10 protein-coding genes are annotated in these 11,947 nt (G+C 55.2%); 7 read left to right on the top strand and 3 right to left on the bottom strand.

Features of this window, described 5'->3' with window-relative positions:
* The first annotated feature begins 2 nt into the window (after window positions 1-2).
* The 3 genes from IB252_RS14875 to IB252_RS14865 all read left to right on the top strand — a co-directional run bounded on the left by IB252_RS14875 (window position 3) and on the right by IB252_RS14865 (window position 2,724).
* A complete protein-coding gene (locus IB252_RS14875) occupies window positions 3-1,208 on the top strand; it encodes a CaiB/BaiF CoA transferase family protein (RefSeq protein ID WP_192409339.1) in 1,206 nt (401 codons plus the stop codon).
* Window positions 1,205-2,026, top strand: coding sequence for an HpcH/HpaI aldolase/citrate lyase family protein (locus tag IB252_RS14870; RefSeq protein WP_192409338.1), 822 nt, complete (start codon window positions 1,205-1,207; stop codon window positions 2,024-2,026). Before IB252_RS14875 ends, IB252_RS14870 begins: the two co-directional genes overlap by 4 nt.
* Before the next feature lie 104 nt (window positions 2,027-2,130).
* On the top strand, window positions 2,131-2,724 hold the full coding sequence (locus IB252_RS14865) for a TetR/AcrR family transcriptional regulator (protein ID WP_192409337.1): 594 nt from the start codon (window positions 2,131-2,133) through the stop codon (window positions 2,722-2,724).
* A 76-nt stretch (window positions 2,725-2,800) separates the two neighbouring features.
* Here the strand turns inward: IB252_RS14865 and IB252_RS14860 are convergent, their stop codons facing one another.
* The 3 genes from IB252_RS14860 to IB252_RS14850 form a co-directional block, all read right to left on the bottom strand.
* Complete coding sequence (locus tag IB252_RS14860) at window positions 2,801-4,063, bottom strand: c-type cytochrome (RefSeq protein WP_192409336.1); 1,263 nt, start codon at window positions 4,061-4,063, stop codon at window positions 2,801-2,803.
* A gap of 113 nt (window positions 4,064-4,176) precedes the next feature.
* Entirely contained in the window at window positions 4,177-4,455 is a 279-nt protein-coding gene (locus IB252_RS14855; protein WP_192409335.1) for a muconolactone Delta-isomerase, read from the bottom strand.
* Window positions 4,456-4,499: 44 nt separating this feature from the next.
* Window positions 4,500-5,936 (bottom strand): aldehyde dehydrogenase family protein, encoded by a 1,437-nt coding sequence (locus IB252_RS14850; RefSeq protein ID WP_192409334.1) that lies wholly within the window; start codon window positions 5,934-5,936, stop codon window positions 4,500-4,502.
* Window positions 5,937-6,377: 441 nt separating this feature from the next.
* On the opposite strand from IB252_RS14850, the gene IB252_RS14845 reads away from it, so the two are divergent.
* The 4 genes from IB252_RS14845 (at window position 6,378) to IB252_RS14830 (ending at window position 11,714) form a co-directional block, all read left to right on the top strand.
* The gene (locus tag IB252_RS14845) at window positions 6,378-7,559 is read left to right on the top strand and encodes an MFS transporter (RefSeq protein ID WP_192409333.1); all 1,182 of its coding nucleotides are present in this window, start codon (window positions 6,378-6,380) and stop codon (window positions 7,557-7,559) included.
* A gap of 301 nt (window positions 7,560-7,860) precedes the next feature.
* Window positions 7,861-8,346 (top strand): (2Fe-2S)-binding protein, encoded by a 486-nt coding sequence (locus IB252_RS14840; RefSeq protein ID WP_007969958.1) that lies wholly within the window; start codon window positions 7,861-7,863, stop codon window positions 8,344-8,346.
* Entirely contained in the window at window positions 8,339-10,567 is a 2,229-nt protein-coding gene (locus tag IB252_RS14835) for a xanthine dehydrogenase family protein molybdopterin-binding subunit (RefSeq protein WP_192409332.1), read from the top strand. The genes IB252_RS14840 and IB252_RS14835 overlap by 8 nt, the downstream gene beginning before the upstream one ends.
* A 136-nt stretch (window positions 10,568-10,703) precedes the next feature.
* Complete coding sequence (locus tag IB252_RS14830) at window positions 10,704-11,714, top strand: XdhC family protein (protein ID WP_192409331.1); 1,011 nt, start codon at window positions 10,704-10,706, stop codon at window positions 11,712-11,714.
* The last annotated feature ends 233 nt before the right edge of the window (window positions 11,715-11,947 follow it).

Raw genomic sequence — 11,947 nt, 5'->3', positions numbered from 1 at the left:
TAATGAATCAAAACAATAACGCAACGTGTCCGTTGGACGGGATCACGGTTGTCAGCCTTGAACACGCTATTGCAGCGCCATTCTGTACGCGCCAACTGGCGGATATGGGCGCGCGAGTGATCAAAATTGAAAGACCCGATGTTGGCGATTTTGCTCGCGGGTATGACACTCGAACCAACGGTTTGGCATCACATTTTGTGTGGAGCAATCGCTCGAAGGAAAGCCTCGCGTTGGACGTCAAGGCAGAAGCGGCGGACCGTGTACTCGACGCTTTACTTGCCAAGGCCGACGTCCTGGTGCAAAACCTGGCACCAGGTGCGGCTGCGCGAATGGGGTTGTCGTTTGAAGCGCTGCGCGACAGGTATCCGCGGCTTATCGTCTGCGACATCTCGGGGTACGGGGAGGGCGGGCCTTACTCGGACAAGAAAGCGTATGACTTGTTGATTCAAAGCGAGAGCGGCTTCTTGTCAGTCACAGGGGGGGCAGGCGAGGATGAGATGGCCAAGGCCGGGTGTTCGATCGCCGACATCGCGGCCGGTATGTATGCCTACAGCGGCATATTGTCCGCGTTGCTGTTGCGCGGGCGCACCGGGCTTGGCAGTCGGGTCGATGTCAGCATGCTTGAAAGTCTTGCTGAATGGATGGGCTTTCCAATGTATTACGCCTACGACGGTGCTCAGCCGCCACCGCGTGCCGGCGCCTCTCACGCCACCATTTACCCCTACGGACCGTTCCCGGCTGGCGACGGGGGAGCGGTGATGCTCGGTCTGCAAAATGAGCGCGAATGGGCAACTTTCTGCGACCAGGTGTTGCTGATGCCTTACCTGAAACTCGACGAGCGTTTTTCCGCCAACGTTCAGCGATCCACCAATCGCAAGGTTTTACGGCAGATCATCGTAGATACCTTTGCCGATCTGAAGGCAGCGGAAATTGTCGAGAGGCTGGACCGCGCGCAGATTGCCAGCGCCAACGTCAACGATATGGCCGGATTGTGGAACCATCCACAACTAAAAGCGCGCAAACGCTGGGTACAGATTGACAGCCCCGCAGGGTTGCTTCCAGCAATGCTGCCTCCAGGCATCAACAGTGCGTTCGCTCCTCGCATGGACCCTGTCCCCGCGCTGGGCGAGCACAGTGAAGCCATTCTTGAAGAGCTCGGTTATACGGCCGAATCTATTGCGCAAATGAAGCGGGGGGCAGTGATATGAGTGGACGAAACTTACCGTCGGTGATCACTGCGTTGTTTGTTCCAGGGAGTCGACCGGACCGGTTTTCAAAGGCGCTGGCTTATGGCGCAGACCGGGTAATTGTCGATTTTGAAGACGCCGTTGAGGAGTCTCTCAAACAACAGGCTCGCCACAATCTGGCAGCGTTTCTGCGTAGTCATCCGCAAGCGCAAGTGATGGTGCGCATTAATGCGCCCGATCATTGTGAGCACGCCGCCGATATTGACTTCTGCGCGGCGCACCCTGGTGTTATCGGTGTGATCTTGCCCAAAGCCGAGTCGGATGCTCAGGTCGAGGCACTCCTGCGTTGTAGCAAACCCGTGTGGCCGCTGATTGAAAGTGCCAGAGGCCTGCTTGCGTTGCAGAGCATCGCAATGGCCAAAGGCGTTGAGCGCTTGAGTTTCGGGGGCCTGGACCTGGCTCTGGACTTGGGTATGAAGGGCGCTGAAGAAAGCGCAACGATCATGGATCAGGCTCGTTTTCAACTGCTGTTGCACAGCGTGAGCGCGGGCCTGGCGCCGCCGATCGACACCGTGTTTGCCAATATCAGTGATTTGCACGGGTTGTCTCTGGCAGCACATCGCGCACGGGGTATGGGGTTTGATGGTTTGCTGTGCATACATCCTGCTCAGCTGACAGTGGTCGCAACGGTGTACGCCCCTGCGGCGCGTGAGGTGGAGTGGGCACGTAACGTCCTTGCTGCGGCTGAAAAGGAAGGGGGAGCGTTTCGCTTCGATGGACAGATGGTTGACGCGCCAGTGCTACAGCGCGCTCGTCAGGTACTGGCTCATGCAAATTAACCGGAAATTTTGCTTCAGATGCCGAAGGCTCTTGCGCAAGGTGCTTTTTGGATTGAGCAAGTTGCCTGCCTATGCATAGCGAGTGGGCATGGGCGGTGTGACGAATGAATTCGCTCCTTAAAGAACGGCCGGTGTTGTGCGACTCGGCAATCGTGCGAGTCGCCACCCAATTGATGCTCGAACAAGGCTACAGCGCCATGTCCATGCGCACATTGGCCAGAACGCTCGGGGTGCATGCAGGTAGTCTTTACTACCATTTCCCCGGAAAGCGGGAGTTGCTTGAACAGGTGCTGACGTCGGTGTTGCAGGAGCGGCTCGACGCCTGGCAAGCCTTCAAACCTGCACTTGGAGGCGTTCTGGACCAGTTCGATGCATTTGTGCTGTTTCATCTGCGCCGCAGTATTGAGTTCGGATGTGAAGAGCGTTTGGTTGAGCGGGAAATGCGCCATATCGATGAAGCATCACAGTGCCAACTGATCAAGCTTCACGCACGTTATGTGGGCGAACTCAGTGAGATTATTGCTCACGGCATTGAGCAGGAACTGTTTCAAGTGTGCAATATCGACCTGATCGCGCAGTGCATGCTGTCGATGCTTTCAGGGGTCATCATTGCGATGGGTAGTGAGGCGGTGACGGATCGATCCCTCACCGATCCCGTGGCGATGCTCTGTCGAAAACTGGTTCAGGTTAGGCATTAGCCTTGGCTGCGGCAAAACACTCGCTAGAGGCAGTCGCGCGTCTTGCTCGCGTGAGCCGCAGTAGGCTGGATCGCGATCAATGTACCCCTTGCGTCACGTCCCTGATTTTTTTCACCTGTTCAGCCGTCACGCTCGAACCCTCCTTGTGCCACGCGGTGCGCAGATAAGTCACCACGTCGGCCACGTCTTGATTGTTCAGCGCGGCGTGGAAACCGGGCATGGGGAAGGGGTAGGGGATGCCATGGAGCACGATGAAGGGGGTGCCATTAAGGGTGACGTTGATCAACGATGATGGATCCGGCTCCAGCACATTGGGGTTCCCCGCTAACGGTGCCAGCCAAGGCGCTCGACCTTGGCCGTTGCTACCGTGACATTGAAGACAATGGTTAGCGTAGAGCAGGCTGCCACGATTGCCACTGAGGCTGGTTGCCAGGCCCGCTCCCGGTTGAAAGGGTGCTCCATCATCGTCACGGGCTCCGGGCAGGGATTTCAGGTACACCGCGACGGCACGCAAATCCTGTTCAGTCAGGTGTTGGCTGCTATTGTTGACCACCTCGGTCATTGAGCCGAACGAGGTCGCGTGCCGATTAGCGCCGCTGCGCAGGAAGTTTTCAATGTCCTGGATGTCCCAGCGACCTAGCCCCGTGTTGTGATTGCCGGTCAGATTGGAAGCGAACCAATGGTCGACCTGTGCACCGCTCAGGTAGCGAGGGCTGTTTTGATCCAGCCCCAGTTCCTGAAAACCGATTCCTCTCGGCGTGTGACAGGCACCGCAATGCCCTAGGGACTGGACCAGATAAGCGCCGCGGTTCCATTCTGAAGACTGCTGCGGGACGGCGGTGTAGCGTTCATCCTCTAGAAACGTCCAACTCCAGAACATCAATGGCCAGCGAATGCTAAGCGGCCAGGGAATGTCCGACGCTGTATTGGCCTGGGCGACGGGGGGGACTTCCTGCATGAACCAGGTATAGAGCGTATGCATGTCCTCGTCGCTGATTTTCGCATAGGAAGGAAATGGCATGGCCGGATAAAGGCGATGGCCGTCCTGGGCTACGCCTTCGCGAACCGCTCGTATGAATTCGGCCTCGCTGTAGCGACCAATGCCGGATTCACGATCAGGGGTAATGTTGGTGGAGTAAATGGCGCCCATGGGCGTCACCATTTTCAGCCCGCCGGCAAATGGCTTGCCTCCGGGAACAGTGTGGCAGGCGGCGCAATCTCCGGCTCTCGCCAGGTATTCACCGGTACTGACGAGCGTACTGTCGTTGGCTGCGTATGCAGGCGCAAGTACAGCACTCAGCCAGACAAGGCAAAGGGCAGGAATCAGGTTCTTTATCATGATCAGGTTCCTTATCTGGCGTTGACAAGGTCTATCTTGCGGAGGTGCGCTTTGCCTGGGAATTCGGCACGATTGCTTATCACCTCAGCAAAAATTCCCAATGAGGTTTTGCCTTACCCTATGGCCGCAGGGTGTTTGCACAACGGTGTTATGTCGAGCGCCATGAAGGGGAACAGCGGCAGATCGCTCAGGATTGCGTGAAGCTCGTCGATACTGTCGACATCGAAAACACTGACGTTTGCCCATTTCCCAGCGACCCGCCATAGATGTAGCCACTTCCCTTGATGCTGAAGCTCTTGCGCCTGCTTGACCTCCTGGGCGCTGAGGTTTCGAATTTTTTCCTGGTCCGCGTCATGTGGAATGTTGATCTGGATGTATACGTGAAACAGCATGGGAATCTCCTGTCTGTCTGAGGGCGATTAAGCGACCTCCGTTCTTACAAACGGATAATCACTGATTTCAATTGAGTGTAATGAGACAGGGCATCAACACCCTGTTCGCGCCCATATCCGCTTTGTTTGAAACCACCACAGGGCGTCTGCACGAAGCCGCCGCTGTACTCGTTGACCACGATTCGCCCGGCTTCCAGTCTGCCTGCCACGCGATGGATGCGCCCGATGTCCCGACTCCAGATCCCGGCCCCCAATCCAAACTCACTATCATTGGCAATGCGCAAGGCGTCGGCTTCATCCTTGAACGGTATGACACACACGATCGGTCCGAAGATCTCTTCCCGAGCCAGCGTCATATCGTTAGTGACGTGGGTGTAGACCGTAGGTTCGATGTACCACCCCTCATCCAGTCCTGGCCGGGATAGCACCTTGCCCCCGATAGCAAGCGTCATACCTTCGCGTTCGGCGATGGCGAAATAGCTTTTGATTTTTTCGAATTGCGCCTGAGTTGTGATGGGGCCTGAAGTGGCGTCATCTTCCGGGCCGACGCGCAGCACTGCGACTTCGGCGACTAGCTTTTCCACAAAACGATCGTAGATATTTTCCTGTACCAGCAGGCGCGTGCCGGCCGCGCACCATTGACCACTGTTCCATGTGAAGGCAGTGGTCGAACCCCTTGCCGCAGCATCGAGGTCAGCATCGTCAAAGACAATATTGGCTGACTTGCCGCCCAATTCCAGGGTCAGTGGAAGAATGCGCTCTGCGGCGATATGCCCCAGTTCCTGACCTGCTCGCAACCCACCGGTGAAGGAGATCTTGCGAATATCAGGATGACGGGCCATGACCGGCCCTATGACGCTGCCTTTTCCAACGATGACGTTGAAAACGCCAGCGGGTATTCCAGCTTCTTCCACGGCAATGCGCGCCAACTCTACCAATGATGCGGAGGTATGCTCGGAGGGTTTCGCAACGACGACATTGCCGGTGGCCAACGCTGGCGCGATTGCTCGTGCAGCTTGGTGGAGCGGGGCATTCCACGGCAGAATTACGCCGATAACGCCGAATGGATCGCGCCGAGTGTAAACATGGTAATTCGGGCCTTGGTTGATCACTTCGCCATCCATCACATTCACGATGCCGCCATAGAACTCGAAGTATTGGGCGGTGAGATCCATTAGCGTTGACATCTCACTGCGCGGCTTGCCAGTGTCTGCACTCTCCAGCGCGCCCAAGGTGCTTTCACTGCGCCGAATGATGCGAGCCAGGTCGTTGAGTAGACGACCACGGTCAGCTGGGCGCATATCGCGCCATGCCTGCAATGCGCTGGATGCGGATTCGATAGCGAGCTCGACATCGCGTGCGTCACTGTTGGCGACTTCACTGCGTTTGAGCCCGCTGCGCGGATCGATTTTGTCCACATACGCGCCTTCCACCGGCTCCGCATATCTCCCGTGGACGTAACTCTTCACTTTTTCAAACATGGTCGTTTCTCTCTGAATGAAATCTCGCAATTCGAGGCGACAAGCGAGCAGTGTCGGGTCAACCTTTATCGTCGTTACGCGGCAGACGATGCAGGCAGGGTGAATTTCATTACAGAAGCAAGCAGAGGTTTGTTCAACTGATTTTATGGCGTTGGAAGATTGAGAAAAAACCAATCGTCAGTGGATTACGGAACGAAAAAGAGCCTGGAAAAGGGCGGGGATAAGCATCTGAAACCACAACCGCGACATTATTGCCGGGGTTTTTCTTTGGGAAATCATTTAGTAGATCCCACTCGCTTGGCCTCGCTGAGGTTCGTTATCAACACTCAACACTCACGCTTGTGAAAATTTGCACATGAACTCCGCGCGCGTGGGCATATGTAAGTCAAAGAGCACTGTTTATGCTCCCTCCACTACGGGAATTTATGCGGAGTGTTAACGATGAATATCGAAGTGAAAGCTGACAACACACTGGGCGTCATGCGGGCCGCCTGGGTAATCACGGCAATATTTATACTTTCCAATGCTGCAACACCGTTATATGGAATTTGGCAGGATGAATTAGGATTTGCTTCGGGAATACTGACTGTTATTTTCGGATGTTACATTCTCGGGTTGTTAATGACGTTAATTGTTGCTGGACAACTTTCGGATCACTATGGGCGCAAAGCAATGTTGCTGCCATGCATTGTGATAGCCATCGCAGCCGCAGTGTTATTTGAGGCGGCTCAAAGCGTCTTCGTCCTGATGCTTGCGCGCTTCCTGACAGGCGTATCAGTAGGAATCGTCGTCTCTGCGGGTATGGCCAATGTAGTTGAACAGACCTCGTCCCACCGTAAGCATTTCGCGTCGTTAATGGCGTCTGTTGCCATGGTCGCGGGTGCGGGCTCGGGACCTTTGTTAGCGGGGGTAATAGCCCACTACTGCGCGGATCCGATTCGCCTGGTCTTCAGCACTGAAATCCTGCTGTTGTTGCTCGCGCTGGTCGCCGTTCTTCGCCAACCCCATCGCAAGTTGGGTACAGGAACGTTCCGTCCCAAGCTTCCCTCTATACCAAAGCAGAGCATCGGCGTTGTCTTGCTGGGAGTGACCTTTTTCGGGCCTGGGATCACAGCTACGTCTTTTGTGCTTTCGTTGGGACCGAAGATGCTCGCGACATTTTTACATACCAATCAACCCCTCCTGAGTGGTGTGATGGCGTTTTTCATGTTTCTTACCGCGGTGCTCGTGCAATTTGCGATGAAGCCATTCAGCGTTAAAAAAATGTTTTTGCTCAGCGGCCTCTCGACGATTTTAAGCATGCTGAGTCTGTGGTTTGCGCTGCACTTTGGCTCTGCTGCATGGCTTCTGGTAGGCGCTTTGTTTGCCGGTGCGGGTCAAGGTCTGGGGCAATTAGGCGGGTTGACACTGATTGCCGATAATGTGTCGGCCAATCGCCGAGCTGAAGCGAATGCGATATTCAATATCGGCGGTTACATACCAGCCGGCATCATTCCAGTGGCCACGGGTTATCTCATTGAATTTTTTGGTTTGGAAATGGGAGTGACTGCCTTGGCCTGTTTTATTGCCAGTAGTGCTCTGCTGGCGCTGGGCGGCTTGGCAATGTCTGCGAGGGTCGCTTGATCGAGTGATGTTCATTCCCACAAAAAAAGGCGCGAGGCAACTCCTGCCTTTTTTCATCCGCCTCAGTATTGAGTTGATATTTTGTCAACTGACTCCTTTCTTCATATCGTTTGAGCGGTCACGCTTGATGTTCGACCATTCCTGAAACGATCTGCTGCTGGCGGATACAACAGGAGGTCAAATGAACAAATCATCGCAACTTAATCGGTTTCAGCTGAAACACAAGTTGTGAACAGCTGGGTGGGTGAGGCGTATATTGAGCGCACGTCACCAGGCATTTTCTTGCAGAGAGGCGAGCACCATGAGTCAGTCACTATCGCTGGTTGTGAATCAAAAAACAGTTACAGTCGAAGTTGATGATCCAAATATGCCACTCCTATATGCTCTTCGCGATGAGCTTGGATTTCATGGCCCCAAGTTCGGCTGTGGCTTGGGCCAGTGTGGTGCTTGTACGGTATTGCTCAATGGAGAGGCGTTGCGGTCTTGCCTGATGCCTGTATCCGCCGTCGTAGGTTCCAGCGTCACTACGCTTGAAGGTTTGGCCGAAGGCGACGCCTTGCATCCTCTGCAACAAGCGTTCATCGATGAACAAGCAGTGCAGTGCGGCTACTGCATCAACGGCATGATCATGCAGTCGGCGGCGTTGCTGCGTCGTAACCCGACACCGAGCGACGAACAAATCCGCCAGGAACTGGCCAATAACTTATGCAAGTGCGGCACTCATGTGCGGATCTTGCGCGCGGTAAAACGCGCCTCCGAATCGATGCAGGGAGGCCAACATGTTTGATATCTCAAGCAGTCGACGAGGGTTTCTCAAGGGTGGGGCGGTTGTGGTCGGCTTTAGCCTGCTACCTCAAGCCGCTCAGTTGCTTGCTCAAACAGGTACTCAGGAAAAAAGCGTTAACCTCGATCAGGTCGACGGATTTTTAGCCATCGATAAAACCGGTCAGGTCACAGTCTTCTCCGGCAAAGTCGATCTGGGTACCGGCGTTGAAACCGCGCTGGCACAAATGGCCGCCGAAGAACTCGATGTAGCGATTGAACGGATCACGATCATCCAGGGTGATACAGCATTGACCCCGGATCAAGGCACCACATATGGCAGCATGTCGATCACCAATGGCGGGTTGCAGATTCGCCAGGCTGCGGCGACTGCCCGTCAGGCATTGATAGCTAAAGCTGCCGTGCGCTTGAAGGTCGGCATTGATCACTTGCAAGTCACCAACGGCGTGATCTCCACCGCACCTGGGGCACCTGGCCTCAGCTATGGCGAACTGGTTGGCGGCGATCAGTTGAACTTGCCCATCGCGACGAACGTGGTGCTCAAAGATGCCATGCAATACCGGAGCATCGGTAAGTCCGCGGCGCGTCGTGATATTCCACCAAAAGTCACCGGTGACTTTACCTACATGCAGGATTTCAAGGTGCCGGAGATGCTCCATGCCCGGGTCATTCGGCCACCAGCGATGGGGGCAACGCTAATCAGCGTTGATGAGGCGTCGGTCAAGGACATTCCTGGTCAATTGAAAGTCGTGCGCGAAGGAAATTTCCTGGCAGTGGTGGGCAAGACGGAATGGTCAGCGATACAGGCGACTAAAACCCTCAGCGCTTCGTGGACGAACTGGACTGGACTGCCCGAGCAGGAAAAGCTTTGGGAGCATGTGCGTGCTACACCCGTGACGAATACCGAAGTCTCCAGCAAGTTGGGCGACACCGGTGCGGCTTTGCGCAGCGCACATCGCACGCTGAAATCCACCTATGATTTCGCCATTCATACCCATGGCTCCATCGGCCCTTCGTGTGCCATCGCCCAGTTCAAGGACGGTGATCTGACTTGCTGGACTGCATCACAGGGTACCCATGCCTTGCGCCGGCAATTGGCGGTGATGTTCAAGCTTGATCCAAAAAACGTGCGTGCAATTTACCTGGAGGGTGCCGGTTGTTATGGCCGCAACGGTCATGAGGACGCCGCGGCAGATGCAGCTTTGTTGGCGAAGATCATGAACAAGCCGGTGCGCGTGCAGTGGATGCGTGCCGATGAACACGGGTGGGACCCGAAGGGGCCTCCGACGCTCATCGATATGCAGGCCGGTTTCGACGCTGACAACCATTTGACCGCGTGGCAAAGCGACTTCTTCGTGCCGGACGGCAAACCGGGTACGGTGGCGCTAATCGCTGCCGACCTGAGCGACATGCCCCATGAAGACTTCATCTCACCGGGCGGCGTGATGGGAAACTCAGGCATTCCTTACCGGTTCGCCAATATCCTCACTCAAGGTCACCGCTTGGCCAATACGCCGTTTCGTCCTGCATGGATTCGCTCCCCGGGACGGATGCAGAACACTTTTGCCAACGAAAGTTTTCTCGACGAAATTGCAGCAGTTGAAGGAATTGATCCGATGACGATCCGTCTCAAAAGCATCGATCCCACCGACTTGCGTGGTGCCGAGGTGTTGCAACGTTTGGCAACGATATCGAAGTGGCAGGCAGGGGCTTATCCTCGCCCGGCCGGTACCGACGAGACGGTAAGGGGGAGGGGACTGGCCTACGTCAAATACGACTTGTCGAAAACCTACGTGGCCATGGTGGCGGACGTTGAGGTAAACCGAAAAACCGGCAAGATCCTTGCGCGCAAGTTCTACGTCACTCATGACTGTGGGCTGGTGATCAATCCCGACGGGACCCGCAACCAGATCGAAGGCTGCATCGTGCAAACCCTCAGCCGGACCTTGCGAGAGGAACTCAAGTTCGATCAGTCGACCGTGACCAGCCGCGACTGGGCGTCCTATCCGATCCTCACATTCCCGGAAGTTCCGGAGATCGAAATTGAGTTGATCGAACGTCCCACGGAACCTCCGCTGGGCGTAGGTGAAATTGCCGCGGCCGTGGTGTGTGCGGCAGTCGGTAACGCGGTATTCGACGCCACGGGAGTGCGTCTGCGGTCAATACCTTTCACCGAGGCCAAAGTGCTGGCCGCGTTGGGGCATACCGCAAGCACTAGTGTTTGACTGCCCGCAATAGCGGCAAAACTACCCGCTGCTGTGATGCAGCAGCGAGTGTTTTTTCTGGGTGCTCAGCGCGGGCTTTCAGCCACATTCCCACCCTGAATTAAGTCTCTATCTTTCAAGTATGTCCGGAGGCCCCATGGACAGCGTCGATCTCAACGTCTTGAAAAACGTCCTGCAATGGCGGCGCGACGGACATCTTGTCTGGCTCTATACGGTCATCCAGACATGGGGAAGTGCACCCCGTCCACCAGGCGCGATGTTAGCCTTGCGCGAAGATGGCATGGTGATCGGGTCAGTGTCGGGAGGGTGCATTGAAGATGATTTGATCGCGCGTCGTCAGTCAGAACGGGATCATGAAGTGCTCAATGTTCCCGTACAACTGATCACCTACGGATTGAGCAGGGAAGAAGCGGCCCGTTTTGGACTGCCCTGCGGAGGCACGTTACGGTTAACCGAAGAACGGATAACTGATCCGTCCTGGGTCGAAGAACTGTTGGCGTGCTGCGAAAACCACGAAATTGTGAGTCGTGAACTGTCGCTAAGCACAGGTCAGTCGAAGTTGGGTGCTGCGACGCGCGATGATTTCCTTGAATTCGACGGAAAACGACTGAAAACTGTTTATGGGCCGCGCTGGCGTCTGCTATTGATTGGCGCTGGACAACTGTCCCGCTATGTGGCGTCTATGGCTCGAATGCTGGATTTCGACGTCCTTATCTGCGATCCGCGAGAAGAGTTCGCCTATGGCTGGGAGGACGAAGGAGCCCGCTTTGTTCCGGGAATGCCTGACGATGCCGTGCAAGCTATCGTCCCTGATGCACATACTGCCATCGTCGCGCTCACCCATGATCCAAGGTTGGATGACATGGCACTATTGACAGCACTGAAGTCCGATGCTTTCTATATCGGCGCGCTTGGCTCTCGAGTTAACACACTCAAACGTCGAGAAAACCTACTGTTGCTTGGGTTGACGGAGGATGAAATTGCTCGATTGCATGGGCCTGTTGGTTTACATATTGGTAGTCATACTCCGCCGGAAATAGCCTTGTCGCTGATGGCCGAAATCGTCTCGATCAAGAATGGAGTCCAAGCAGTGCAGAAGAAGTCATTTATTGAGCCACGCCTGTTATCGCTGATCGCAAGTGCCTGAACCTCTGTGATTTAACGCCGACTGAACCAAAGCAGTGATTTATAATTTTGCTCGTTACCTTGCTCAAGCTCCCTAGAATCATCTTGGGATGCAAAAGCTGTGGTTCCTGCCTGCTTTGAGTGCAAAGAGGACACCATTTCTAGCCTTTTCAAGCGGGCGCTTATGCGACAAGAACGCCTTCATCTCGCTCAAGGCATCTCTATCATGCCAATGGATAGTCGGTAAGTGGCTGC

It is taken from the genome of Pseudomonas sp. PDM10 (assembly GCF_014852295.1).
Lineage (GTDB): Bacteria > Pseudomonadota > Gammaproteobacteria > Pseudomonadales > Pseudomonadaceae > Aquipseudomonas.
This window is presented reverse-complemented; position numbering and strand designations above follow the sequence as displayed.

Excerpts from the sequence above, each read along its gene's own strand:
- IB252_RS14845 (WP_192409333.1), top strand. The coding sequence starts at position 6,378 with ATGAATATCGAAGTGAAAGCTGACAACACACTGGGCGTCATGCGGGCC.
- IB252_RS14865 (WP_192409337.1), top strand. The coding sequence starts at position 2,131 with ATGAATTCGCTCCTTAAAGAACGGCCGGTGTTGTGCGACTCGGCAATC.
- IB252_RS14855 (WP_192409335.1), bottom strand. The coding sequence starts at position 4,455 with ATGCTGTTTCACGTATACATCCAGATCAACATTCCACATGACGCGGAC.
- IB252_RS14875 (WP_192409339.1), top strand. The coding sequence starts at position 3 with ATGAATCAAAACAATAACGCAACGTGTCCGTTGGACGGGATCACGGTT.
- IB252_RS14835 (WP_192409332.1), top strand. The coding sequence starts at position 8,339 with ATGTTTGATATCTCAAGCAGTCGACGAGGGTTTCTCAAGGGTGGGGCG.
- IB252_RS14840 (WP_007969958.1), top strand. The coding sequence starts at position 7,861 with ATGAGTCAGTCACTATCGCTGGTTGTGAATCAAAAAACAGTTACAGTC.
- IB252_RS14850 (WP_192409334.1), bottom strand. The coding sequence starts at position 5,936 with ATGTTTGAAAAAGTGAAGAGTTACGTCCACGGGAGATATGCGGAGCCG.
- IB252_RS14830 (WP_192409331.1), top strand. The coding sequence starts at position 10,704 with ATGGACAGCGTCGATCTCAACGTCTTGAAAAACGTCCTGCAATGGCGG.
- IB252_RS14860 (WP_192409336.1), bottom strand. The coding sequence starts at position 4,063 with ATGATAAAGAACCTGATTCCTGCCCTTTGCCTTGTCTGGCTGAGTGCT.
- IB252_RS14870 (WP_192409338.1), top strand. The coding sequence starts at position 1,205 with ATGAGTGGACGAAACTTACCGTCGGTGATCACTGCGTTGTTTGTTCCA.